This is a genomic window from Shewanella sp. SM68 (genome assembly GCF_025653925.1).
Taxonomy (GTDB): Bacteria; Pseudomonadota; Gammaproteobacteria; order Enterobacterales; family Shewanellaceae; genus Shewanella; species Shewanella oncorhynchi.
In genome coordinates this window covers 405,161-428,813 of the sequence record NZ_JAKKRU010000002.1, presented here as the reverse complement: position 1 = coordinate 428,813, position 23,653 = coordinate 405,161, and the positions used below count along the sequence as shown (strand labels likewise).

The 23,653-nt window shown below is 44.7% G+C and carries 19 protein-coding genes and 1 riboswitch; of the genes, 11 read left to right on the top strand and 8 right to left on the bottom strand.

What is annotated here, in order from left to right; translation table 11 throughout:
- Positions 1-182: 182 nt before the first annotated feature.
- On the top strand, positions 183-1,427 hold the full coding sequence (locus L5M40_RS04970; protein ID WP_263256323.1) for a dicarboxylate/amino acid:cation symporter: 1,245 nt from the start codon (positions 183-185) through the stop codon (positions 1,425-1,427).
- A gap of 117 nt (positions 1,428-1,544) precedes the next feature.
- Here the strand turns inward: L5M40_RS04970 and L5M40_RS04965 are convergent, their stop codons facing one another.
- Positions 1,545-2,036 carry a TIGR00645 family protein gene (locus L5M40_RS04965; protein WP_105250244.1) on the bottom strand — a complete coding sequence of 164 codons (492 nt, stop codon included), beginning with the start codon at positions 2,034-2,036 and terminating at the stop codon, positions 1,545-1,547.
- A gap of 571 nt (positions 2,037-2,607) precedes the next feature.
- On the opposite strand from L5M40_RS04965, the gene L5M40_RS04960 reads away from it, so the two are divergent.
- Both L5M40_RS04960 and L5M40_RS04955 read left to right on the top strand, forming a co-directional pair.
- The gene (locus tag L5M40_RS04960) at positions 2,608-3,177 is read left to right on the top strand and encodes a DUF7010 family protein (protein ID WP_173247500.1); all 570 of its coding nucleotides are present in this window, start codon (positions 2,608-2,610) and stop codon (positions 3,175-3,177) included.
- Positions 3,178-3,394: 217 nt separating this feature from the next.
- On the top strand, positions 3,395-3,742 hold the full coding sequence (locus L5M40_RS04955) for a BON domain-containing protein (RefSeq protein WP_105250242.1): 348 nt from the start codon (positions 3,395-3,397) through the stop codon (positions 3,740-3,742).
- An 854-nt stretch (positions 3,743-4,596) separates the two neighbouring features.
- Here L5M40_RS04955 and drt2 read toward each other — a convergent pair.
- Together drt2 and L5M40_RS04945 are read right to left on the bottom strand one after the other, a co-directional pair.
- Positions 4,597-5,880: an antiviral reverse transcriptase Drt2 gene (drt2, locus tag L5M40_RS04950; protein WP_012588592.1), complete on the bottom strand. Its 1,284-nt coding sequence runs from the start codon at positions 5,878-5,880 to the stop codon at positions 4,597-4,599.
- Between the two features lie 821 nt (positions 5,881-6,701).
- A complete protein-coding gene (locus tag L5M40_RS04945) occupies positions 6,702-7,694 on the bottom strand; it encodes a class 1 fructose-bisphosphatase (RefSeq protein ID WP_263256321.1) in 993 nt (330 codons plus the stop codon).
- A 266-nt stretch (positions 7,695-7,960) separates the two neighbouring features.
- On the opposite strand from L5M40_RS04945, the gene L5M40_RS04940 reads away from it, so the two are divergent.
- Complete coding sequence (locus L5M40_RS04940) at positions 7,961-10,273, top strand: S9 family peptidase (RefSeq protein WP_263256319.1); 2,313 nt, start codon at positions 7,961-7,963, stop codon at positions 10,271-10,273.
- An 89-nt stretch (positions 10,274-10,362) separates the two neighbouring features.
- Here the strand turns inward: L5M40_RS04940 and arcA are convergent, their stop codons facing one another.
- Positions 10,363-11,079: a two-component system response regulator ArcA gene (gene arcA / locus L5M40_RS04935; RefSeq protein ID WP_006080127.1), complete on the bottom strand. Its 717-nt coding sequence runs from the start codon at positions 11,077-11,079 to the stop codon at positions 10,363-10,365.
- Between the two features lie 588 nt (positions 11,080-11,667).
- On the opposite strand from arcA, the gene L5M40_RS04930 reads away from it, so the two are divergent.
- The 3 genes from L5M40_RS04930 (at position 11,668) to L5M40_RS04920 (ending at position 15,018) form a co-directional block, all read left to right on the top strand.
- Positions 11,668-12,102 carry a DUF3293 domain-containing protein gene (locus tag L5M40_RS04930; RefSeq protein ID WP_168824631.1) on the top strand — a complete coding sequence of 145 codons (435 nt, stop codon included), beginning with the start codon at positions 11,668-11,670 and terminating at the stop codon, positions 12,100-12,102.
- A 100-nt stretch (positions 12,103-12,202) separates the two neighbouring features.
- Positions 12,203-12,377, top strand: a riboswitch (Lysine riboswitch).
- Positions 12,378-12,527: 150 nt separating this feature from the next.
- On the top strand, positions 12,528-13,883 hold the full coding sequence (gene lysC / locus L5M40_RS04925) for a lysine-sensitive aspartokinase 3 (protein WP_131525182.1): 1,356 nt from the start codon (positions 12,528-12,530) through the stop codon (positions 13,881-13,883).
- Between the two features lies 1 nt (position 13,884).
- Positions 13,885-15,018 carry a succinylglutamate desuccinylase/aspartoacylase family protein gene (locus L5M40_RS04920; protein WP_263256318.1) on the top strand — a complete coding sequence of 378 codons (1,134 nt, stop codon included), beginning with the start codon at positions 13,885-13,887 and terminating at the stop codon, positions 15,016-15,018.
- A 101-nt stretch (positions 15,019-15,119) separates the two neighbouring features.
- Here the strand turns inward: L5M40_RS04920 and L5M40_RS04915 are convergent, their stop codons facing one another.
- Positions 15,120-16,085, bottom strand: a complete 966-nt coding sequence (locus L5M40_RS04915; protein ID WP_131525184.1) for a zinc transporter ZntB — start codon at positions 16,083-16,085, stop codon at positions 15,120-15,122.
- A gap of 196 nt (positions 16,086-16,281) precedes the next feature.
- Between L5M40_RS04915 and L5M40_RS04910 the strand changes: the two genes are divergently transcribed.
- Complete coding sequence (locus L5M40_RS04910; protein ID WP_105250233.1) at positions 16,282-16,656, top strand: YacL family protein; 375 nt, start codon at positions 16,282-16,284, stop codon at positions 16,654-16,656.
- Between the two features lie 91 nt (positions 16,657-16,747).
- Here L5M40_RS04910 and L5M40_RS04905 read toward each other — a convergent pair whose 3' ends face one another.
- Positions 16,748-17,377 (bottom strand): response regulator, encoded by a 630-nt coding sequence (locus tag L5M40_RS04905; protein WP_173247473.1) that lies wholly within the window; start codon positions 17,375-17,377, stop codon positions 16,748-16,750.
- Positions 17,370-19,205, bottom strand: a complete 1,836-nt coding sequence (gene narQ / locus L5M40_RS04900; RefSeq protein WP_263256317.1) for a nitrate/nitrite two-component system sensor histidine kinase NarQ — start codon at positions 19,203-19,205, stop codon at positions 17,370-17,372. Before narQ ends, L5M40_RS04905 begins: the two co-directional genes overlap by 8 nt.
- A 225-nt stretch (positions 19,206-19,430) precedes the next feature.
- On the opposite strand from narQ, the gene nrfA reads away from it, so the two are divergent.
- Entirely contained in the window at positions 19,431-20,834 is a 1,404-nt protein-coding gene (gene nrfA / locus L5M40_RS04895) for an ammonia-forming nitrite reductase cytochrome c552 subunit (protein WP_263238144.1), read from the top strand.
- Between the two features lie 154 nt (positions 20,835-20,988).
- On the opposite strand, the gene L5M40_RS04890 is transcribed toward nrfA, so the two are convergent.
- Complete coding sequence (locus L5M40_RS04890) at positions 20,989-21,531, bottom strand: hydrolase (RefSeq protein ID WP_263256316.1); 543 nt, start codon at positions 21,529-21,531, stop codon at positions 20,989-20,991.
- A 344-nt stretch (positions 21,532-21,875) separates the two neighbouring features.
- On the opposite strand from L5M40_RS04890, the gene L5M40_RS04885 reads away from it, so the two are divergent.
- Together L5M40_RS04885 and L5M40_RS04880 are read left to right on the top strand one after the other, a co-directional pair.
- On the top strand, positions 21,876-22,214 hold the full coding sequence (locus L5M40_RS04885; RefSeq protein WP_028761800.1) for a P-II family nitrogen regulator: 339 nt from the start codon (positions 21,876-21,878) through the stop codon (positions 22,212-22,214).
- Between the two features lie 10 nt (positions 22,215-22,224).
- The gene (locus tag L5M40_RS04880; RefSeq protein ID WP_263256315.1) at positions 22,225-23,475 is read left to right on the top strand and encodes an ammonium transporter; all 1,251 of its coding nucleotides are present in this window, start codon (positions 22,225-22,227) and stop codon (positions 23,473-23,475) included.
- Positions 23,476-23,653 lie beyond the last annotated feature (178 nt).

Sequence of the window (23,653 nt, the reverse complement as noted above, 5' to 3'; positions counted from 1 at the left end):
AGTTTATTACTGTTTTTCTGTGATGGTGTTAACTTAATTCAAGATGAAAAAATGAAATTTATTCATTGAATTAACGGCTAGCATGTTTCACTATCCCCGCCTGAGCCAAAAATGGATTGGCAATTGTGCTCATCATGGAAGATGAATAACAAATAAATGACCTTTCTGGGGAAATCACAAGCATGATGAAATCACTTTCGACGCGGATCTTTATTGGTCTGTTTGCCGGCCTTATTTTCGGCACAATAGTGCAATACTTCTTAAACGATATCGGTTTTTTCTCGGGTAATTTAGTCGAGCTTGCCGGTGGCGTTGGTACTATGTTCGTTAATATGATCATGATGCTGGTGGTGCCACTCGTGTTTGTGAGCATCGTTTGTGGTGTCTGTGAGCTGCAAGATCTCAAAAGTTTCGGCCGCTTGGGCGGTAAGACCTTCGGTTTTTATATCATCAATACCTTTGTCGCAATCGCGACCGCATTATTAGTGGCACTGCTACTCGAACCCGGTAAAGGTGTAGATATGAGCAGCACTGATGGCGTAGCGATTACGGCAACTGAGCTGCCAAGCCTGATGGCGCTGGTGATCGACATAGTCCCACGTAATCCTGTGACGGCTTTTATGTCAGGTAATATGCTACAAGTGATCTTTATGGCCTTGTTGCTGGGCGGTGTGATTAAGTCCCTTGGGGAGCATGTTGCGGGTGCTGTCCAAGGTTTTCAAACCGCCAATAAAATCATGATGAAACTGATTTCTGTGGTGATGAGTCTTGCGCCCTATGGTGTATTTGCCTTGATGTTTAAACTCGGCGCGACCTTAGATGCAGGTGTGTTTATGAGTGTGGTTGAGTATATGGTGCTGATCCTCGCGCTGCTGCTACTGTGGATTTTTGTGGTTTATCCTATGGCAGTGGGGATATTTACCCCAATTTCAGCCAAAACCTTCCGCGAGAAGACCCAAGAGCAAGTGCTGTTTTCACTCTCGACCGCAAGCTCAAATGCGACTATTCCCGTGACCATGCGTACTTTAACGGACAAGTTAGGCGTGAACCGTGCTGTTGCTGGTTTTGGCGTACCGCTGGGGGCGACCATGAACATGGGCGGTGTGGCGATTTATATCACTATTGCGATTTTCTTTGTCGCCAACGCCTTTGGCATGCCCATTACCACTGAGCAATTGCCTTCGCTGTTATTTAGTGTCTTCCTATTATCTGTCGGTGCGGGCGGTGTTCCCGGTGGCGGCATGGTGATGATAGGTGTGTTAATCCATCAAATGGGTTTACCGATAGAAGCCTTTGCCATAGTGGCGGCCTTAGATCGGATTATTGATATGGTGCTGACATCCTGTAACGTGGTTGGTGATACTGCGGTGTTGACCATAGTGGATCAAACCGAGAAAGTGCATCAGCTTGAGTCGGCGAAGAGTTAATGTGCCACTAATTCGTATTCTATAAAAACAAAAGCCACTGAAAACAGTGGCTTTTTTTTAATATTCTCTATGCTGGTATTGATGCGTTGCTAGGTTCGCATCAACTATGTTAGCCCATTACTTAGTGCGAGTAATTTTATCCAGATAGCCCATGGCAAAGGCTGATAATACAAAGGTGATGTGTATTAACAGATACCACATGATTTTGTCGTTATCGATATTCTTCACATCCATAAAGATTTTCAGTAGGTGAATAGACGAAATCGCCACAATCGACGCCGCCACTTTGTTTTTCAGTGAGCCAGAATCTAATTTACCCAGCCAACTTAGCTTCTCACTGTCTTCGCCTACATCCAGCTGCGAGACGAAATTCTCATAGCCAGAAAACATCACCATCACAATCAGGCCGCCCACGAGGGTGATATCAATCAAGGACAGGGTCACCAGCACTAAATCCACTTCAGTCATCTCAAAAATGATCGGCAGAATATGGAAGATCTCTTGGAAGAATTTAATGCCTAAGCCCAATAAAACAAAGCTGAGTCCCAAATAAATTGGCGCCATAATCCAGCGCGATGCATACATTAATTTTTCAAATATTTGTTCCATATGGAGTAAACCCTTAGTGGTTAAAGCGTAAAAATCGAATCTATGATGCTAAAACAATAACATACTGGGTTAAAGCCGCGCTATCGGCGGATAGTTTTTCAATTCGATAATGGTATGAAACTCTTTATGCGGCCTTGCGGCCGAGGTGGATCAAAGTCGTGGGGCTTCACCCCACACCCGACCAAGGAGGACTGCTCGTCCTATCCTCCTTGGATGCTCCATGACGCCCCTAGCGAAGTTACATGCATTGATTAGTGGCTTCGTGCTTATTCGAAAATCGCTAACGCTTCCGATGGTACATCCTGTACCCCGAAAGCTAGCTCGGCATCCATGCCTCGCTCACGCTATTTTTTCAACGCCCTTCAGCAACTTCGCAGGGGAGGTGAACTTCTGTGGCCACTGTGTGGGCTGTAACTACTGAAAGAGTTATGTCTGTGCCATCTTTCCCGCTCATTTTCCCTAATAAGTTTATCATCGATGACATTTGTCATCCTAGATTGCTGACAACTCACACTGCCGTGATGGACATTTTACGCAGATACTTAAGTCATCTAAACAAGGGGGCTTAATCATGCAACATAAATCACTGGACCAACAATTAATCGAATACCGTCAACAACGTGCTTTAGCTATGCCTTTATCCGGCATGATTGTGTGGAGCTTACTGTTTTTATTGAGCTTTGTATTACCTCCTTCGCAGTTGGTGATGGCGGTCTTTATCGGTACTGGTTCTATTATCTACCTTGCCATGGGTATTTCGCGGCTGACAGGCGAGAATATCTCGTTTAAGAAAAGCGCTGAGCGTAATTGGTTTGAGACTGTGTTTCTCGCTGCGATGGGGATGAGTTTTTTAACCTTTAGCATCAGTATTCCCTTTTTTATGGAAAATTATCTGGCCTTGCCTTTCGCCCTTGCGGTGCAAACAGGTTTAATGTGGTTAGTCCACGGTGTTTTAGCTGCGCAAAAGGTGGCCATAGTGCATGCGATAGTGCGTACTTTAGCCTGTGTGGCAGCTTTCATGCTTTGGCCCGAGCTGAGCTTTCAAATTCAGCCTCTAATCGTGGTGTTTTGTTATGGTTTTTCAATTCCTGTGATGCAGCGCCGTTGGAAGATTCAGCAAAATCTTTGTGCTAGCAATTAGTGGGTTATCTTTGGGTTATTGTGTAGATTTTGGCTTTGCGGCCTAATGGCCGAGGTGAATCAAAGTCGTGGGGCTTCAGCCCTGACGCTTAATCAAGAGTCTAACAAGTGATCTCGCCCTAGATCGATTTGTATGTCTGCCAGCGCACAGAGCTCAAACTGGTGTTATTGCATTATGGTTATTACCCTGCACTTTTTGCAGTGTGAAGGAGCTTATAATGCAAACCATGAAACTTACGTTCGTTACCGCTGGTGTTGTACTCGTTGGTAGTTTGCTGCTTAACGGTTGTGATAGTGGCAATGTGAATACCCAAACAGGTACACCAGACTTAACTGTAACAACCGAGGATGGTACTGGTGATGATATTAAAATTGCCACAGCAGTTAATACTGCGTTGATCGCTGATCAGCAGCTACAAAATTTAGATATTCAGATAGAAACCCGCAAGGGCGATGTCACCATTTCCGGCAATGTAAATAGCCAAGCTCAGAAAGACCAAGCTGAACGGGTCACGGCAGCAACCTCTGGTGTGCACTCGGTAAATAATCGGTTGGAAGTAAAATAGCAATGTCAGTAAAGCCGCCTGTTTGATGTATTCAATTGACAGACGACAAACAGGAGCGGCAGCTCTTATCTGGCTTTAATTCACCGCTTATGCCACAAAATACCAATCCCCGCCAACCATGCTGCGGGGCGTTGGCCTTCTTGATTTATAAATGTGTGAGTCCAGCTATGGTCACTCACGCTGGCCTTGCGGCTGCTGTGGCAAATTTGTGCTTTGGAGTTTGTACCTGTCGTGATTTTCTTTTCGCCACATTTCGCACTTGCTATGTAGCTTTTGGCTTTGTGGCCTTACGGCCTAGAAAGTCCTAGGGCTTCACCCCTAACGTTTAATCAAGAGTCGACCAAGGAGGACTGCTCGTCCTTGTCTTTTTAATTGTTAATTCTACTGATGTAGAACCTTCGATTTTTAGTTCACGTCCATATTGTAGTTGCAGATTTATACGGCCTTACGGCCGAGGTGAATCAAGGTCGTGGGGCTTCACCCCACACCCGACCAAGGAGGACTGCTCGTCCTATCCTCCTTGGATGCTCCATGACGCCCCTAACGGAGTTGAAAGCCCCTTGGGCATTAAGCGTCCTTATGCTATCGCGTCAGACGCTCGTCCCTGATTCGACTGACGCTATCTCGGCATCCATGCCTCGCTCACGCAACGAACGCAAATGCCCTGCGGCAACTCCGAGGGGAGGTGAACTTCTGTGATCTCGGTGTTGACCGTTAATCCCAAAAGAGTTATGCCTGTCCCATCTTTGTACCCAGAAAGCTACGCAGACGTCCTGTCTGCGTCACGTTGTTTTCTTCAACGCCCTTCAGCAACTTCGCAGGGGAGGTAAACTTCTGTTGCTACTGTGTGATTTTTAATCTCTATTTATCTCTTCATGAAAACGCTGCCAAAGAGGTTTTAATTGGCGACGAATTGTTTTGCTATTATCCATTTTTTTTGCTGCTCTTAAACCATAAGTGATAAAGTTTTTAGCACCTAGATGTGTATATCGACTATATAGTTTTTTCTTAAATAATTCTTTTTCTGTTGCGCCTTTGTCAGCCCTAATGCAATTATATTTTCGCATAGTTTGTTTAGCTAAACTGATTCCTCGTTTCATTTTCTCAGAGTAACGAGCTAACGATGAAGAACGTATATATATATTCTCACCGTCGAACATAAAACCAAGGTATTGCAACATCTGTTCTGAAATCAAAGTATCACCAACCTTTTTAAATGACCTCAGTTCAGTTTTTTTGGGATTAATACTCACTTTCAGCGCTTTGACATGTTTTGCTGCAAATCCAGCAACAGTATTACGTAGTTCGGTTGGAACGATAAATAGCATATCGTCACAATATCTGTAGTAATACCCATTATAAATATCAACAAAGCGCTTCATTTCTTTATCAAATTCTAACATGTAAATGTTTGAAAGAAGAGCGCTTATAGGTGAGCCTTGAGGGATGCCATATCTACTTTTGTTCGTTTCGATTAAGCCTTTATCTCTAACCATACTTCTAAATTCGGATGCATTACAAACTCTAAATCTACCATTTTTAGGATTGTTTATGGATATGGAGAGAGCTTTATAGAGAGTGGCTTTATCCACTTTTGAATATTTCGTAAGTGATTTGTAGACATTGAAGTGATCAGTAGGAAGCTTTTGTTTGCCAAGTAAATTTGCCCATGATTTTTTTAACAAATCATGATCTAAAGTGTCAAAAAATTTAGAAAAATCAAGTGCAACAGCACTACACTCTCCAAGGCTTTTTATTCTACAAAATGCTTCATATGCAAAGTCAATATTGCTTTTTCCCAGCTCCCTAAATGCCAAAATAGAGTCTTGTAAGTTATTTTTAATTAATTCTTTCTCATACTTTTCGGAAAGTATTTGAGAGTAGTAAGCATAAATATGACTATCTTTATGGGCAGAATAAGCTATCGGCCTATCCTTTGTAACTACATTTAAGGTTCCAGTTGATTGGTCTTTACTGATTTTCTTAGATAGAACTACGTAACTAATTAGTGGGAAAAACGGATGTTTTGCTACTCTAGAAGGCGAAGTAACTAATAGGGTTGCTTTTTCTTGATTAATTGGTAGGTCGAAATGGAGATAACCTCGGCTTCTATACCATTTTGGAGTTTCTTTTAACATTTATATCCATTAGCAAAACCGGAGCAGACTTAGAACTGCGGCAATTCCACACGCCCTACTCCGGCTTAACCAAGTTGTTTAAACAACCGTTTTGTCCTAAGACGTTGCCGCGTAATGTTAGATATGAATTATAATGTAACTATAACCTTGGAGACATCTATGAAACTTAGGATAACCTTCGTCGAGATGTTGTTATCGTTCCTATCGTTAAGCTTATTCGGCGTCCAGATAGTACTTGACAACATGTTATTTACCTTCTGACCTAATTGGTTTAAATAAATATCCTCATTCAGAAGCAATTCGAAATTAACAAAGGTTTAAATAAAAAGCAACTACATTATTGGTAAGATAAAAAGATAGAACTGACATTAATCTATGATGATTAACAGTTAACACTGAAGCTTCAGGAGTTCACCTTCCCTGCGAAGTTGCCGCGGGGCGTTGGAATAAATTGCGTGAGTCCGGTCATGGATGACCGGCTAGCTTTCGCAGGTACAGGGACGTTGCCTTCGGAAGCGATAGCTATTTATCCATAAGGCCAAGGCTAGTAACTAATGCATGTAACTTCGCTAGTGGCGGCAAGGGAGATCCAAGAGGGAATTGCTGTTGATCCCCTCTTGGTCGGGTGCGGGTTGAAGACCCACGACTTTGATTCACCTCGGCCGTTAGGCCGCATAAACTCCAAATGTGAAACCCATCGCTAAAACTTTACAGATCCCTGATTTCGCAATCACAACTCAAAATGTCGCATTACGCGACAACAAAAAAGCCACTGTGGTCAGTGGCTTTTATCCTAAAAATCAGAATCTAAGCGATTCTGCTTAGTCCAGACTTGGTTCTTCGCTGTAATCAATACCATGATAGCTCAGGCAAGTGTCGACTTCGTTGCTGCTGCCTAGGATGACGGCAACACGTTGGTGAATTTGAGTTGGTTGAATATCTAAAATGGTTTCATAACCCGTTGAGGCTTTGCCGCCAGCTTGTTCGACTAAGAAGGCCATTGGGTTGGCTTCGTACATCAAGCGCAGTTTGTACGGTTTTTTAGGATCTTTATTGTCGGTTGGGTAAGTGAAAATACCGCCACGGGATAGCACGCGGTGTACATCGCCGACCATGGCCGCGATCCAGCGCATGTTGAATGATTTCTCGCGTGGGCCAATTTTACCGAGCAGTAAATCGGCAATATAGGTCTGCATTGGCGCTTCCCAAAAACGCTGGTTCGACATATTAATGGCAAATTCGGCGGTGTCTGCGCTAATGCTCATGGCGGCGTTAGTCAGTAAAAACTCATTGGTTTCTGGGTGCAAAGTAAACAGTTGCACGCCTTGGCCTGTGGTTAATGCCAGCATGGTTGATGGACCATAAAGTACATAACCTGCGGCTAATTGTGCGCGGCCAGATTGTAAAAAGCTGGTTTCAGTCAGCTCGCCAGCAGGCGCGGGCAGGACGGAGAAAATGGTGCCGACTAACGAGTTGATATCTATATTAGATGAGCCATCTAGTGGATCGAAACACACCAGATATTGACCATTTTGGCTGACTTCAACCACATGATCTTCTTCTTCCGACGCTAAACCGCGCACTGTACCGTCAGCTTTTAAGGCATCTTTGAGCATGTCGTTGGTGATGATATCCAGTTTTTTCTGGGTTTCACCTTGGACGTTTTCTTGCTCGGTCGCGCCTAACACGCCCGCAAGTGCACCGTGGCGAACGGCATGGCTAATGGCTTTTGAGGTGTCGGCTAAGGTTAAAATTAGGTGGGAGAGGGAGTCGTTCACTGCCTGTGAGGTCAGGTACTGGGCCAGAGTCTGCATGTTATGTCCTTTAGAGGTTCAACAATGAGGTCAATTTCGTTATTTGCCGCGAATGATAACTCAGTTAGTCGACAATTTCAGCGATGTTGCTGATGCTTTTAGCGAATATTAAGGCTTTTTGGGATTATTTGGATTGAGCTTGGCGCAAGGGCCTAATTTGTATCGGCATATTGCATGCTATTTCTATTTAGGGTTTGCCTCTGGCACAATGTCGGCTTGTTTTTAATCGCTGACATCTTAGGCGATTATGTTTCCAAGGAATAATAATGATTAAAAATAGGTTAACTTGGTTTCCTGCGTGCTCACTTAAGGTGCGCGCCGTTCCCCTACTGATAGCGAGCCAAATGGCCATGATTTCGACAGCTATGTTTTCAATTACCCCAGCTTTTGCAATGGAAGGCGGCAAACTGCCACTGACGATTGAGCGAATGAATGCCTCGCCCGCATTAGCGGGCACCAGTCCTCGTGGTTTGAAACTGTCACCCGATGGTCAGCGCGTCACTTATCTTGCGGGCCGTAAAGACAATCAAAACTTTTATGATCTCTGGCAGATGGATGTAAAGACGGGCAAATCTAGCCTATTGCTCAATGCCGATAAGTTGGCAAGCAATGAATTATCCGATGAAGAAAAGGCCCGCCGCGAACGCCAACGTATTTATGGCGAAGGCATTATGGAGTACTTCTGGGCCGATGATAGCCAAGCGCTATTAATTCCGGCTGCTGGTAATCTGTATTATTTTTCATTAGTGGATAACAGAGTCAGCCAACTTCCCATTGGCGAAGGGTTTGCCACAGATGCGCGCCTATCGCCCAAGGGACATTTTGTGTCTTTCGTGCGGGATCAAAATCTGTATGTGTTAGATCTGGCGACCAAAAAACTCCAAGCTATGACGAGCGATGGCGGCGGGGCGATTAAAAATGCCATGGCCGAGTTTGTCGCTCAGGAGGAAATGGATCGCATGACAGGTTATTGGTGGGCGCCCGATGAATCGGCCATCGCCTTTACCCGTATTGATGAGTCCGGTGTCGAGCAAGTAACCCGTAACGAAATCTATGCTGATGGTATTAAACTTACTGAGCAGCGCTATCCCTATGCCGGCAAAAACAACGTCGATATCGCCCTCGGTGTGGTCACGTTAAAAGATAAGGCTATCAATTGGGTGACCCTGCGCGAAGAGAACAACGAAGACAAGAGCAAAGATATTTACCTGCCGCGGGTCGATTGGTTGCCCGATAGCAAACATTTGTCGTTCCAGTGGCAGAGCCGCGATCAACATAAGCTAGATTTGCAACTGGTGGCGTTAGACTCGCTGACTAAGCCAAAAACCTTAGTGAAAGAACGCAGTAACGCTTGGGTGAACCTCAATAACGATCTGCACTTTTTAAAACAGCAATCGGCTTTTATTTGGGCATCTGAGCGTGACGGCTTTAATCATCTGTATCTTTTTGACTTAAAAGGCAAACTTAAAACCCAATTGACTCAGGGCGAGTGGGCTGTCGATGCGTTGGAATACATAGATGAAACCGCAGGTTGGGTATATTTCACTGGCCGCAAAGATACGCCAATCGAGAAACAACTTTATCGCGTGCCTTTAGCGGGTGGCAAGGTTGAGCGGGTAAGCAAGCAAGCGGGCATGCACGACCCTGTGTTTGCCGACAATCAAAGTGTGTATCTGGATTATTTCAATAGCTTATCTCAGCCACCGCAGATCAGTTTACACGGTGACAAGGGCCAACAATTGGCTTGGGTCGAGCAAAATGCGGTCAAGCAAGGCCATCCTTTATATGAATATGCGGGTCTGTGGCAAATCCCTGAATTTGGTGAACTAAAAGCCGAAGATGGCCAAGTGTTGCAAACCCGTTTATTCAAACCTGTGCCGTTTGATGCGAGCAATAAATACCCTGTCGTCGTGCGGGTTTACGGTGGGCCGCACGCACAGTTAGTGACTAACAGTTGGAGCGAGCAGGACTACTTTACTCAGTATCTGGTTCAACAAGGCTATGTGGTGTTCCAATTAGATAACCGCGGCAGCGCCCACAGGGGCACAAAGTTTGAGCAAGTGATTTACCGTCACTTGGGCGAAGCTGAAGTCAAGGATCAAAAAGTGGGAGTGGACTATTTACGGAGTCTGCCATTTGTCGATGCCGATAATGTGGCAATTTACGGCCACAGCTACGGCGGTTACATGGCCTTGATGAGTTTATTTAAGGCGCCGGACTACTTTAAAGCCGCGATTTCGGGCGCGCCTGTAACCGACTGGCGCTTATATGACACCCATTATACTGAGCGTTATTTAGCCCATCCTGAGGGGAATGAAAAAGGTTATGAAGCCAGCAGCGTGTTCCCTTATGTGAAAAACTATCAAGCGGGTTTGTTGATGTATCACGGCATGGCCGATGATAACGTCTTGTTTGAAAACAGCACTCGGGTTTATAAGGCGTTGCAGGATGAAGGCAAGTTGTTCCAGATGATCGATTATCCAGGATCTAAACATTCGATGCGTGGCGAGAAAGTGCGTAATCACTTATATCGCTCACTGGTAGATTTCCTCGATAGGCAGTTGAAAAACGCCAAATAGCAGGCATAAAAAAACCAGATCCTAGGATCTGGTTTTTTGTGAATCGATTCTTATCAAACCAATTAATGCGGATGTCGCTTAGCGGGCGATTAGCCTTCTAAGTTACCGCAAAAACGATAGCCTTCACCGTGAATAGTTGCGATGATTTCTGGCGTATCTGGCAAGCTTTCGAAATGCTTACGGATACGACGGATAGTCACGTCTACAGTACGATCGTGTGGCTTAAGTTCACGGCCAGTCATTTTCATCAGTAGATCGGCACGAGTCAAAATTTTGCCTGGGTTTTCAACAAAGTGCAGCATAGCGCGGAACTCGCTACGTGGCAGTTTGTAAGATTCACCCTGTGGGCTCACTAATGAACGGCTGTTGATCTCTAAGCTCCAATCATTGAAGCGGTAGTATTCTACTGAGCTCTTTTCTTCGACTTCAGCGCCAGCGCTGTTGACACGAGTCAGAAGGTTACGAGCACGAATCGTTAATTCACGTGGGTTGAACGGCTTGGTAATATAATCGTCCGCGCCAATTTCAAGTCCAAGAATTTTGTCGACTTCGTTGTCACGACCTGTCAGGAAGATAAGACCGATGTTGTTGATTTCACGTAGTTCACGTGCTAACAATAGACCATTCTTACCTGGCAAGTTAATGTCCATAACGACCAAGTTAATTTTGTTTTCCTGCATAGCCTTATGCATTTCTGCGCCATCATTGGCCTCAGTTACCACATACCCTTCTGCCTCGAAAATACTTCTCAGCGTGTTACGGGTAACGGCTTCATCTTCAACGATCAGAATGTGCGGATTTTGCATATTATTTACCTAAATTTTAATCAGTTTATACTAACCAATAAGAGCAACTTACTTCGGGCTCTTATATTCATAAAAGCGTTGATACTTCCTTGAACTGCTTTGTGCTCAAAAGGAAAATCTTTACGGTGACATCTATATCTGGATGTAGATTAAGTGCACGTTTAAGTGTAATACGAGAAAACGTAATCAGTACCAACTTCGATAAGCAATAGTTAGAATAAGTTCCTTAACTATTGTTTTTTTTAAATGTTTAAAAGACAAATCAAATGTAGAACAGATTTTAAACAGATGCCCGGTCAGTTCACGTTACTTTAAGCGATATATGTAACAAACTGTATTGAACGATAAGCATCTTGCTCAATCTGTTTCAACTCACCAGTACGTACATTGTACTCGTTTTAGTCATTTGTTAACAAATGAAATGTTAACAAATTTTAGGTGAGCAGGGGTTTTTACCATGATATTTACTTTAGCTATTGATTAGTATAACTAATGTATTTCTTATTCCTGTGAGCCAGTTCACGCCTCTTTGGATTTTACAATCACTCTGCTACACTAGCTTGGGTTCATTTTTCGACTAGACTACCAATGGACAATACGACTCAAAATTTGTGGCAATGTTACCAAGCGCCGTTGTTTCTGCTGACTCAAGCATTATCCTGTGATTTTTCCTTTGCTGTTATTACCGCTCATAATCCCGCTTCAAAGCTTCTCTCTCCTAGCCAAAACCGTTTACTCGATCGCCAACTTCTTCGTGAAATTGAATTACTCGGTAGCCCTTATCGTGCTTTAGTGGGCGCTGCACCGGATTTATCCCACATGGAAAAAAGTTGGGCCGTGTTTATCGATCGAACTATGGCATTGCAATTGGGTAAGAAATTTAATCAATATGCGATTTATGTTGTCGAACAAGGGGATGTGAGCTTAGTGCCTTGCACCTTGGATGGACATGATGAAGTGTGTTTAGGCAAATTTAGAGATTATGTGCAGCTGGTATACGAGCTACCCGATTTGAACACTTAGTTGTTTTCAAAAGATTTTATTTAAATTGTTCATTTGTTATGAAATTAGCATTGACTTCATTAGGGGTTTATTGCTACTTTTTTCGTCCCTTTCCTATGAAAGGAACAGAAGAGGAGCGTTAACTAGGTAGTCGGTCAGAGGAGCACAAACTCCAGCGATGACTGATGAGGGAGATTAACGCCGAGGCATAGATATGGTTGCTGCATGTTTATGTCGGTCGCTCAGGCTGAATCCTGACGATTGTCACCTGTAATTGGTGGAGAGCTTCTGGTGACGATTGCTGTTTCCCTTCTTTTGGGGTGCGTTATCATTGAGCACCAGGCTCTTCGAACGAAGTCAGTTCGGAGTGTGATCATGTTAGTTAATCAATATTTTATTCAATCTGCATTTATTTTTTGCCCTACGTGTTTCACGGAGGTGCGCTAATGTCCCTCGTTGTCGCAAAATTTGGTGGCACCTCAGTTGCCGACTATAACGCTATGAATCGCTGTGCCGACATAGTGTTAGCTAATCCTCATTGCCGTTTAGTCGTGGTCAGCGCTTCGAGCGGCGTGACTAATCTGTTAGTGGAATTGACCCAAGAATCGATCAACGACGATGGCCGATTACAGCGATTAAAACAAATTGCCCAAATTCAATATGCGATTTTAGATAAGCTCGGTCGTCCTAACGATGTGGCCGCCGCATTAGATAAATTATTGAGTCGTATGTCAGTATTGAGTGAAGCGCTCGCATCACAACGCAGCAAAGCGACTATGGATGAGTTGTTGTCCCTCGGTGAGCAATGTTCTTCGGCGTTGTTTTCGGCGGTGATCCGCGAGAAAGGTGTTAACTCAAGTGCCTTCGATGTGCGCCGAGTGTTACGTACTGACAGCCACTTTGGCCGCGCCGAACCTCAGGTCGAGCAGATTGCGACTCTAGCTCGTGATTATCTACAGCCACTGTTAGCGGAACAAGTGATTGTCACGCAAGGCTTTATCGGTGCCGATGAAGCCGGTCAAACGACCACGTTAGGTCGCGGCGGTAGTGACTATTCTGCTGCACTGTTAGCTGAAGCGTTACGCGCCTCAGCGGTAGAGATTTGGACCGATGTCGCGGGAATTTATACAACGGATCCTCGTTTGGCGCCCAATGCCTTTCCGATTGCCGAGATCAGTTTCAATGAGGCTGCCGAGATGGCGACCTTTGGTGCCAAGGTATTGCATCCAGCGACTATTCTTCCTGCCGTTCGTCAGCAAATTCAAGTGTTTGTGGGTTCAAGTAAAGAGCCTGAAAAGGGCGGGACTTGGATCCGTCATCAAGTGGAAGATGCGCCCGTATTCCGCGCTGTGGCTTTGCGCCGCGATCAAACCCTATTAAATCTTCACAGCTTGCAAATGTTGCATGCGCAGGGCTTTTTAGCGGAAACCTTTGCGACATTAGCGCGACATAAGATCAGTGTGGATTTGATTACCACATCAGAAGTGAATGTGTCTCTAACCCTCGATAAAACTGGTTCAGATTCGAGTGGTCAAGGTCTGTTGAGTGAGGCATTGCTACAAGAATTATCACAGCATTGTCGTGTGCGAGTTGAAGATGGATTGGCCTTAGTGGCGATTATCGGTAATCGCATCGCGACGACGCCGGGTATTTGTCGCCGTGTATTTGAAGTGTTAGAACCACACAATGTGCGGATGATTTGCCAAGGTGCCAGCCCACATAATCTGTGTGTGTTAGTGGCAGAATCGGAAGCGGCGCAAGTGGTTAAATCGCTGCATCAAAATCTGTTCGAAGGCGTTTAGTATGTTGCCGACAACATCGTCTCTGCAAATCGGGGAGCTTGCCGCAGGGCAAGCACTTACTTTGCCTATCTACCATTTCAAACCGAGTGACGATAAGGCGACTGGCCCCAAAGTGTATATTCAGGCCAATGTCCACGGTGCTGAAGTACAAGGTAATGCGGTGATTTATCAGTTGATGAAGCAGCTTGAACACTGTGACATCCGCGGCGAAATCACTTTAGTGCCATTGGCCAATCCACTCGGGATCAACCAAAAAAGTGGTGAGTTTACCCTTGGCCGATTTGACCCTATTACAGGCGCGAATTGGAATCGTGAGTATTTGAATCATGCTATCGATTTGCCGATTTGGTATAGCGAACATGCCAAGCTGAGTGATAGCGAGCTGATCCAAGCCTATCGCAGTACTTTGATTGAAGCCTGTCAGCAAAAATTGCGGCATGAATGGGGCATTACTACTGGCCATAGACTCGCGGTTAATCTGCAGATTATGGCCCACGGTGCGGATATAGTGCTCGATCTGCACACGGGTCCTAAATCCTGTAAACATTTGTATTGTCCGGAATATGACTTAGCTGCCGCACAGTATTTGTCGATCCCTTATACGCTCGTTATCCCCAATACCTTTGGTGGTGCTATGGATGAAGCAGCGTTTTGTCCTTGGTGGCAATTAAGTGATTTTGCAAAAGCACAGGGGCGCGATCTAACCGTTGCTGTGTCGGCGTTAACCTTAGAATTGGCGAGTCAAGAGCGTGTCTGTCTTGAGGATGCGTTGGTTGATGCTCAAGGGATTTTGGCGTATTTAAGCCACCGAGGCGTAATAGCTGAAACCGTTGCGCCTGCTAAAATGTCGCGCTTTGGTTGTTACCTTAAAGACTATAAAAAGTATCACGCGCCAAGTTCTGGGTTAGTGGAATACCTTGCTCCTGTGGGTGAGCCATTAGCCGCGGGGCAGCCCTTAGTGAATTTGCTGCGAATGGATTTATACGGTACGGCGGATGAGCTAAAAACGGTCAGTTTGCCGCAGGACTGCGTGCCGATTTTGCACTTTGCTTCGGCATCAGTGCACCAAGGAACAGAGCTTTATAAAGTGATGACCAATGTGTTTGAGTTGCCGACATTCCGGCCTAAATCATAAAAATTAGCTCGTAAGCATTAGCCCATAACAATTAGCTTATAGCTTATCGGACTGAGAGAAAACAACGCCAATCCTAATCGATTGGCGTTGTTTTAAGGTGGCTATAACCACTTAAATCGATAAAACAGCGCCATTTGCAGGGCGACGAGTGAGATTAATATGCCGCAGAAGGTGGCGAAGGCCCAAGTGTTGTCCGCGCCCGGTATCCCGCCAATATTGACCCCAAGTAAGCCTGTTAAAAAGCCCAACGGTAAGAAGATTGCTGACACTAAGGATAAGAAATATAAGCGTTTGTTGAGTTGCTCCGATTGCTGACTGAGTAATTCTTCTTGAGTTACATTGGCTCTATCGCGCAGGGCATCGAGATCTTCAATGGTGCGGATAAGTTTATCGTTTGTTTCCCTTAGCTTGAGTCGCTCAGTATCTTTAAATAGGCTGAATTGCTCGGAAATCATTTTCGAGAATGCTTCGCGCTGTGGGGCTAAATAGCGGCGAATGGCTACAGTTTGGCGGCGCAGTTCGGCGATATCGGTACGTAAATCTTTCACATTGCCTGAGACGACTAGTTCTTCTAAATCAGAGAGCTGTTCTTCCAATTTATCAATAAACTCGACTTTACGATTGGTCAGTCGTTCGCAGATTGCGACGATAAAGTCCCCCGTAGTTGTAGGCCCATTGCCCTCAAGGATTAGCTCGGCGACATCTTTGACCGACTGTAACTCGCGATCGCAGGTGGAAATGATCCGCTGTTTATCGGCATAGATACGCACTGCCACCATGTCTTCGGGAGCAGAATTGGGGTTGAGGTTAACGCCGCGTAATGCGAGTAATATGCCTTCACCTGTAATCACAGCGCGGGGGCGAGTGTCTTGGGCGAGTAGGGCATCACTTTCGACCTTCGGCAGGCCGCTATTGAGTATCCAGTGGCGTGCCTTTTTATTACGATAGCGAAGGTGTAACCAGAGTAGGCCATCCTGAGGATCCCATTTTTCGATCTGTTCTAGGCTCAAGGTGGAACCCGCTTGGGCGCCGCTGAGCACTAAACTGTAGATAAACCCTTCGTGCATATCGCATTCCATTTAACTTTCAAAATCATCCAAACAAACTAACTGATTTTGTCATGAAAATGAAGTCAGTACTTATGCTTAACGACATGAGGTAAACGTTAATTGACATAAATTTGATGTGCTGAGTGATGCAAGCAACTTAGCCAAGGATAGGTTAAAATTAGCATTAGTAGGCTTAGATCAAAGAGACAATAAAATGGAATACGAATTTCGGCGTAACAGTTTAACTGGCACTTTTTTGGCTAGCTTTAGCATGGATCATGAAGTGCTTGGGCAATGGTTTACGGAAGAATTAGGGACTGAGTTAGCTAAAATTCAGCAAGTGTTGGGTGTGATAAAAGAAATTCAAGCCGATAAACGAGGTTCATGGCGTCTTGTTGGTAATGATTTTACCTTAGAGTTAGAGCGTGAACAGGCGCGAGTCTTTGCCAATACCTTAGGCTTTGAGCAAGAATATGAATTAGAAGAGGCTATGTCACTCTATGATGCTGAGTCAGAAGCTTATTGTGGCCTTGAGGATTTTGAGCAGGCGCTATTGAGTTGGCAGCAATTTATTGAGAAAGGTTTGTAATCATTTATTTAATCTCTATTTGATAAAAACATAAAGGCAATCATGGGATTGCCTTTATTGTTTGCGCGATACCAAGCTCATTTTTGTATCTTTAATGATTCAGATAGCGCACCGCCATTTCGGTTCTCGATTTAGCATTGGCTTTACGCAGTAGGTTTTTCACGTGCACTTTAACAGTGCCTTCACTAATGTGTAAATGCTCTGAAATCATGCGATTACTTAAGCCTTCCGCCAGTTGCTGTAGAATTTGCAGCTCCCTTGGGGTTAGGCTCGAAATCCATTCTTGTTCATCGGTCGCATCTTTAAGTTCGTAAAGGTATTCCTCGACTTCATCGCTGATCACCCTGTGGCCAAGCATGGCATTTTTGAGTTTTTCGAGCAGCAAATCTGGCTCAGTATCTTTAAGCAAATAGCCGTCGGCTCCAGCGCGAAGTAAACGGATAACATCCTGTTTTGCATCGGAAACGGTGAGAATTACTATGCGTGAGGTAACACCTTCTTGGCGCATGGCGTTGAGGGTATCTAAGCCTGTCATGCCTTTCATATTCAGATCGAGCAATATGATGTCGGGTTCATCGGTGACCACTGCGGTTAATGCGTCTAAACCACTACCGGCTTCGCCAAATAGGCTGAAGTCAGGATCTGAAGCGATGAGTTGGCAGATGCCTTTGCGCAAGAGGGGATGGTCATCGACCACCAGTACGGAATAAGGTTTACCCATTTGAAGGCTCCTGTTGAGATGGGAAAATAAGCGTCACTCTAGTGCCACTTGACCCTTTGCTGTGCTGCATAAGGTTTAATGGGCTGTTAGGGTTGAGTGCGTCGTCTTGTGCATTGCATCCTTGCTCAGTCGTTGTTGCCATAGCAGGTTTAAATCTCTTTAAATCATTGTCGCTGAACACGACTTTACCTGAAAGCTTACTGGCTCGTTCATGCATTATACCTATGCCAAAATGTTGATCTCGTTCTTTTAAATGTCCAATACCTATGCCGTTATCACAAACATCAATATTGACCATACCCTCGTCATCCTTATAGCAATAGATGTTAATGAGGCTGGCCTCGGCGTGTTTGATGGCGTTTAACGTTGCTTCTCGCGTGATCTGCAGTATGTGGATGTGCTGCTTTGCCTCTAGCCATTGTGGCGCAAGTTTATAGTCTAAGGTTATCTTTATATTCGTCTTTGTCCTGAGTTGCTCAAGCGTAGCCTCTAAAGCACTTTTTAGATCGGGTTCTTTAATTGTGAGCCTAAAGGTGGATAGTAACTCCCTGAGCTGCACGTAGGCAGTACTCACGCCTTCGTTGATTTCGGTTAACTGCGCCTCAACGATCGGGCTGCGGCAACTGCAATCTAAGTTTTTGCGTAATAAGCTAATTTGGATTTTCAGGAAAGATAGCACTTGACCCAAAGAGTCGTGCAGCTCTCGGGCAATTACGCCACGTTCCTCCATTAGCGCCAGTTGCTGTCTTTGCTCTGTGGCATTGTGGATCACGATTGAGCGGGTCAGCATAATTGCGAAATTGTTAAACAAGGCGATATTGGGTGTTTGGTCGGCAATTAACTCTAAATAGCCTAAATTAGCCTGCTCAAATTGCAGTGGGAAACGGGTGCTCTCTTGAGTCATATCTGGCCAACCGCCATCGGCCTCAATCACTTCTAACTCTTGCTCTGGGTATTGAATGATGAGTCTTAGGTAGTCGAGTGATTCATAGCCTTTTAACTGATTCAGCGCCGCCTTGAGAGCCTTGTAATCGAGTTTATTTGCGTTTAATGTCAGTAGGTTATCATATAATAATGCCAGTTCGTTGTTGGCCCTTGTCAGCGCTAAGGTTTTTTCTGCTACCTGCGATTCTAAGTTGCCATAAAGCGTCGCGAGTTCCTTAGCCGTTTTTTGTAGGGCATGGGTCAGCGCTGTAAGTTCAATGTATTCGGTCTCGGGCATTTCAATTTCAAAATTACCTTTAGAAATGGTATTCGCCGACTCCATCAGTTTTTGCAGTGGGATCACTACTTTCTTCTTTGTAAAACGCACGGCCACAAAAGCGATAATGAGCATGACGCCTAAGCCTAATATTTGGCTGGCGGCAAGGAGCCTGAGTTTAAAGGCGGCGTAGTGCTCCATCTCTAGCACCAGTAAATCTATGGTATCAACAAAGTCCTTCAGTGAGGCGACATAATCGCGGGAGTTTTCTTGTTCTATGTAGTGTTTCATCACCAGCCATTTATCGATGACAAGCTGATATTGAGCGGCAATTTCTGGCGGACTAAACCAACTTTCCGAGGGCTTTAATGTGTCGGAATAGAGCGTATTTTCGAATTCGGTAATTTTATCCTGCGCAGCATCACTGCCTGAGTTGGCGTAAAACATTAACCGATAGCTTTGCATCCTCAGCGACCCTGAGGCATTAATCGCCTTGGCGTCGCCTAAGCTGTAGGACAAATTGATGATAGCAAAAGTCGATAAACTACTAGAGAGCAGAATAAGTACTAACATTAATCCTAAGATTTTTGAGGTTAGACTACCTCGTTTCATTAATCCGCTGTTCATTTTGATGGCCGCTGTTATGGCACTTTGCAGTGGTTTTTACATTAGAAAATAATGTAATACATTAACAAAAGTATAGAAATGTGAACAACAACACCTTTACATTTTGATCTAGCGCAAACTTCAACCTATATACCCCCTAAGAGGTATATTTTTAGCAGGGTTAAATCACTAAGTTTGACCATGGAGATGTCGTGATTTACAACAATAATGCAACACGGAGATGAGATGATGAAGAAGATGACAGGTAAGTCCTTTGCACTGAGTGCACTGGTTGCCGCCAGCTTCATGGCAGCGGGCGCAATGGCGAGTGATAAAACAGAGCCTCGCAACGAAGTTTATAAAGATAAATTTAAGAATCAATACAGTAGCTGGCATGATACCGCTAAAAGTGAAGAACTAGTGGATGCTCTTGCACAAGATCCTAATATGGTGATCTTATGGGCGGGTTATAGTTTTGCTAAAGATTATAATGCACCACGCGGCCACATGTATGCGGTAACTGACGTGCGCAACACGCTACGTACAGGTGCACCCGCTAATGCGGAAGATGGTTCTATGCCGATGGCATGTTGGAGCTGTAAGAGCCCTGACGTACCTCGCTTGATTGAAGAGCAAGGCGAAGATGGTTACTTCAAAGGTAAGTGGTCAAAGGGTGGCCCTGAAGTGACAAATACCATTGGTTGTGGTGATTGCCATGAAAAAAGCTCTCCAAAGTTACGTATTTCACGCCCTTATGCAGACCGTGCTTTTGAAGCTATAGGTACACCTTTTAGCAAAGCGTCTAAACAAGATAAAGAATCAATGGTATGTGCTCAGTGCCACGTTGAGTATTATTTTGAGAAAACTGACGACAAAAAGAATTTTGTTAAATACCCTTGGGATATGGGTACAACAGTTGAAAAAATGGAAGTCTACTATGACTCAATCCAATTTTCTGATTGGACACACGCCCTTTCTAAGACACCAATGTTAAAAGCCCAGCATCCAGAGTATGAAACGTGGAAAATGGGTATTCACGGCATGAATAATGTGAGTTGCGTTGACTGTCACATGCCAAAAGTGACCAGTGCTGAAGGTAAGAAGTTTACCGATCATAAAGTGGGCAATCCATTCGACCGTTTTGAAGAAACCTGTGCAACTTGCCATAGCCAGACTAAAGAGTTTTTGGTCGGCGTGACTAATGAGCGTAAAGCTAAAGTTAAAGAAATGAAACTGAAAGCGGAAGAGCAATTAGTGAAAGCGCACTTCGAAGCAGAGGCTGCGTGGAAAGCTGGCGCAACTGAAGAAGAAATGAAACCCATACTGACAGATATTCGCCACTCACAATGGCGTTGGGATTTAGCGATTGCTTCCCATGGTGTTGCAGCTCACGCACCTGATGAAGCATTGCGTATTCTGGGAACTTCGGTAAGTAAAGCTGCTGATGCTCGTGTGAAGTTAGCGCAATTACTCGGTAAAAAAGGCATCACAGATCCTGTTGCGATTCCTGATATCTCTACTAAAGCTAAAGCACAAGCGGCCTTAGGTATGGACATGAAAAAGATGAATGCTGAGAAAGAAGCATTTAAGAAAGACATATTACCTAAGTGGGATGAAGAAGCGAAAAAACGCGAAGCCACTTATAAGTAGGTTTTAATCAATCGCGGTTGAGTTTTCGATATGAGCTAACCCCTCATGCAAACAAAAGCCCTCGCTGACTCAGCGGGGGCTTTTTTATGGAAAAAATATCGAGTAATGTCAGGCGTTGGTCATGCTGGCTGAAGAAATACCACGGGCTAAATCGCTATTTGATCAGTTTTAATAACGCCCTAAACCGCTCGCCTTGGGCTTGATGTTGTAATTCAAATAATAACGATTCTACGTTAGTTAATAGGGCGCCCCTGGCCGTCATCATTTGGATCCCGAGTTGTTTATTCTCAGCACTGCGTGACGAGACGCCATCTGCGACGAGATGCACCGAATATTGCTGTTCGATAAGGTCACAACAGGTTTGGTAAACACACACATGGGTTTCAATACCCGCGAGTATGACGTGTTTGCGATTCGTCTTAGTTAATGCCTTTGCAAACGCGTCACAGTGCCAGCCGCTAAAATGCTGCTTGGCAATGGGTGAGCTGGTTTTCGCAAGTAAGGTTTGCAGCTCAGGGCTAGTTGCTCCGAGTTTATCGGGTAGCTGTTCTAACCACAGTATGGGAATTTCAAATAATTGTGCGCCTTGGATTAAGGTCTGTAGTTGTTGATGCAGCTTGTCACTGTTATCCATGATTTGTGCAAGTTTTCCCTGCACATCGACGATAACGAGAACACATTCTTCAGGTTTTAACATCGGGCCTTCCTTCTGCGCTTGATGATTGTCTTAGTGATGATCTTCGCTTTTGTCTAAGAGCTTGTGTTGTGATGCTCAGATTTCATCTCGTTTTACGCTTCCCCCAGTAGACCCTAAATTAACCTTGTTACCAATAGGCCTAAGGTCGAATAGCTGTCGCACTTAAACTGCTCACTAAAAGAGTGCATCGCACCAGTTAGTGCTCGATTATGGTGCATTTTTAACCTTGAAAAATAGTGTTAAACAATTTAAACCAATAATAATCAATAGATTAAATTGTTGGCCTAATGATTGAATTACCTTTGATACAAGTTAATAACAATCGCGTTTTTTTGGAGGTCAGGATGAAACTAGTCAGCGCTATCATCAAGCCGTTTAAGTTGGATGATGTCCGTGAAGCTATCGCCGGAATTGGTATTGAGGGCATGACGGTGACCGAAGTGAAAGGTTTTGGCCGTCAGAAAGGGCATACAGAGTTGTATCGCGGCGCCGAGTATCAGGTGGATTTTTTGCCAAAAGTAAAACTAGAAATTGCCACTAAGGCTGAAAATCTCGACATGTTGATTGAGGCCATTACCACTGCGGCCCATACGGGGAAAATTGGTGACGGTAAGATCTTCGTCGTTGATTTAGAACATGCTATCCGTATCCGTACGGGTGAACTTGATACTGAAGCGCTATAAGGGGCTGACAATGGGAGAATTAACGAAATTAGGCGGCACAGTCACTGAACTACGCTTTGCACTCGATACCTTTTACTTTTTGATTTCTGGCGCTTTAGTCATGTGGATGGCGGCGGGATTCGCTATGTTAGAAGCGGGTTTAGTTCGCTCTAAAAATACCACTGAAATTTTAACTAAGAACGTTGTGCTGTACGCGATTGCCTGTGTGATGTATCTGTTGGTTGGCTACAACATCATGTATGTGGATAACACTGAAGGTGGCTGGTTACCGTCAATTGGCACCTTAATTGGTTCACAATCAGCAGATGCGAGCCATGCATTAGAATCTGACTTCTTCTTCCAAGTTGTATTTGTGGCAACGGCGATGTCAATTGTCTCTGGTGCTGTGGCGGAACGGATGAAGTTGTGGGCTTTCTTGTTCTTTTCTGTGGTGATGACAGCGGTTATCTATCCAGTAGAAGGTTATTGGACTTGGGGCCAAGGTTTTATCGCTAAACTGGGCTTTGTAGACTTTGCTGGTAGCGGTATTGTGCATATGACGGGGGCGACCGCGGCGATTGCTGGCGTAATATTACTCGGTGCGCGTAAGGGTAAATACGGGCCTAATGGTCAAGTGAATCCTATTCCAGGCTCTAACTTGCCAATGGCAACCTTAGGTATGTTTATTCTGTGGATGGGCTGGTTTGGCTTTAACGGCGGATCGCAATTAATGGTGTCGGATGCGGCGAATGCAAGCTCAGTGGCGAAAGTGTTTGTGAATACCAATACCGCAGCGGCTTTTGGTGCTATCTCTGCGCTTATCGTGTGTAAGATGATTTGGGGTAAAGCGGATTTGACCATGATCCTTAACGGTATTCTGGCTGGATTAGTGGCAATTACGGCAGATCCTCTTTCGCCTTCATTGTTAATGGCGGGTGTGATTGGTTTAGTGGCGGGCGGTGTGGTGGTCTTCTCGATTGTGGGCTTAGATCGCATTAAGATCGACGATCCCGTCGGTGCGATTTCAGTACACGGTGTGGCTGGTTTCCTCGGCTTAATGTGTGTGCCATTATCCAATGCTAATGCAACTATTACCGGACAGTTGACGGGCGCAGCGATCATTTTCACTTGGGTATTCTGCTCATCATTTGCAGTCTGGTATGTGATTAAGATAACCATGGGGATCCGTGTGACTGAGGAAGAAGAATACAACGGTATGGATGCTTCTGACTGCGGTATTGATGCCTATCCTGAGTTTGTTACGGTCAAAAATGCGGGCTGATTAAACTTGCACATTAATACGTGATTCACCTTGATGCTTAGCTTGGATCGAGGGATAGTGAAGCAGAGCCTAGGCTCTGCTTTTTTATGGGTAATCAATGTGATTGAAGTTTAAGCACAGGGTCATAAGCTTAATTACTGAGCAATTCTGTTTTCTTGTATAAATTAAGGAGTGTTCT

Excerpts from the sequence above, each read along its gene's own strand:
- L5M40_RS04970 (WP_263256323.1), top strand. The coding sequence starts at position 183 with ATGATGAAATCACTTTCGACGCGGATCTTTATTGGTCTGTTTGCCGGC.
- L5M40_RS04965 (WP_105250244.1), bottom strand. The coding sequence starts at position 2,036 with ATGGAACAAATATTTGAAAAATTAATGTATGCATCGCGCTGGATTATG.
- L5M40_RS04960 (WP_173247500.1), top strand. The coding sequence starts at position 2,608 with ATGCAACATAAATCACTGGACCAACAATTAATCGAATACCGTCAACAA.
- L5M40_RS04955 (WP_105250242.1), top strand. The coding sequence starts at position 3,395 with ATGCAAACCATGAAACTTACGTTCGTTACCGCTGGTGTTGTACTCGTT.
- drt2 (WP_012588592.1), bottom strand. The coding sequence starts at position 5,880 with ATGTTAAAAGAAACTCCAAAATGGTATAGAAGCCGAGGTTATCTCCAT.
- L5M40_RS04945 (WP_263256321.1), bottom strand. The coding sequence starts at position 7,694 with ATGCAGACTCTGGCCCAGTACCTGACCTCACAGGCAGTGAACGACTCC.
- L5M40_RS04940 (WP_263256319.1), top strand. The coding sequence starts at position 7,961 with ATGATTAAAAATAGGTTAACTTGGTTTCCTGCGTGCTCACTTAAGGTG.
- arcA (WP_006080127.1), bottom strand. The coding sequence starts at position 11,079 with ATGCAAAATCCGCACATTCTGATCGTTGAAGATGAAGCCGTTACCCGT.
- L5M40_RS04930 (WP_168824631.1), top strand. The coding sequence starts at position 11,668 with ATGGACAATACGACTCAAAATTTGTGGCAATGTTACCAAGCGCCGTTG.
- lysC (WP_131525182.1), top strand. The coding sequence starts at position 12,528 with ATGTCCCTCGTTGTCGCAAAATTTGGTGGCACCTCAGTTGCCGACTAT.
- L5M40_RS04920 (WP_263256318.1), top strand. The coding sequence starts at position 13,885 with ATGTTGCCGACAACATCGTCTCTGCAAATCGGGGAGCTTGCCGCAGGG.
- L5M40_RS04915 (WP_131525184.1), bottom strand. The coding sequence starts at position 16,085 with ATGCACGAAGGGTTTATCTACAGTTTAGTGCTCAGCGGCGCCCAAGCG.
- L5M40_RS04910 (WP_105250233.1), top strand. The coding sequence starts at position 16,282 with ATGGAATACGAATTTCGGCGTAACAGTTTAACTGGCACTTTTTTGGCT.
- L5M40_RS04905 (WP_173247473.1), bottom strand. The coding sequence starts at position 17,377 with ATGGGTAAACCTTATTCCGTACTGGTGGTCGATGACCATCCCCTCTTG.
- narQ (WP_263256317.1), bottom strand. The coding sequence starts at position 19,205 with ATGAACAGCGGATTAATGAAACGAGGTAGTCTAACCTCAAAAATCTTA.
- nrfA (WP_263238144.1), top strand. The coding sequence starts at position 19,431 with ATGATGAAGAAGATGACAGGTAAGTCCTTTGCACTGAGTGCACTGGTT.
- L5M40_RS04890 (WP_263256316.1), bottom strand. The coding sequence starts at position 21,531 with ATGTTAAAACCTGAAGAATGTGTTCTCGTTATCGTCGATGTGCAGGGA.
- L5M40_RS04885 (WP_028761800.1), top strand. The coding sequence starts at position 21,876 with ATGAAACTAGTCAGCGCTATCATCAAGCCGTTTAAGTTGGATGATGTC.
- L5M40_RS04880 (WP_263256315.1), top strand. The coding sequence starts at position 22,225 with ATGGGAGAATTAACGAAATTAGGCGGCACAGTCACTGAACTACGCTTT.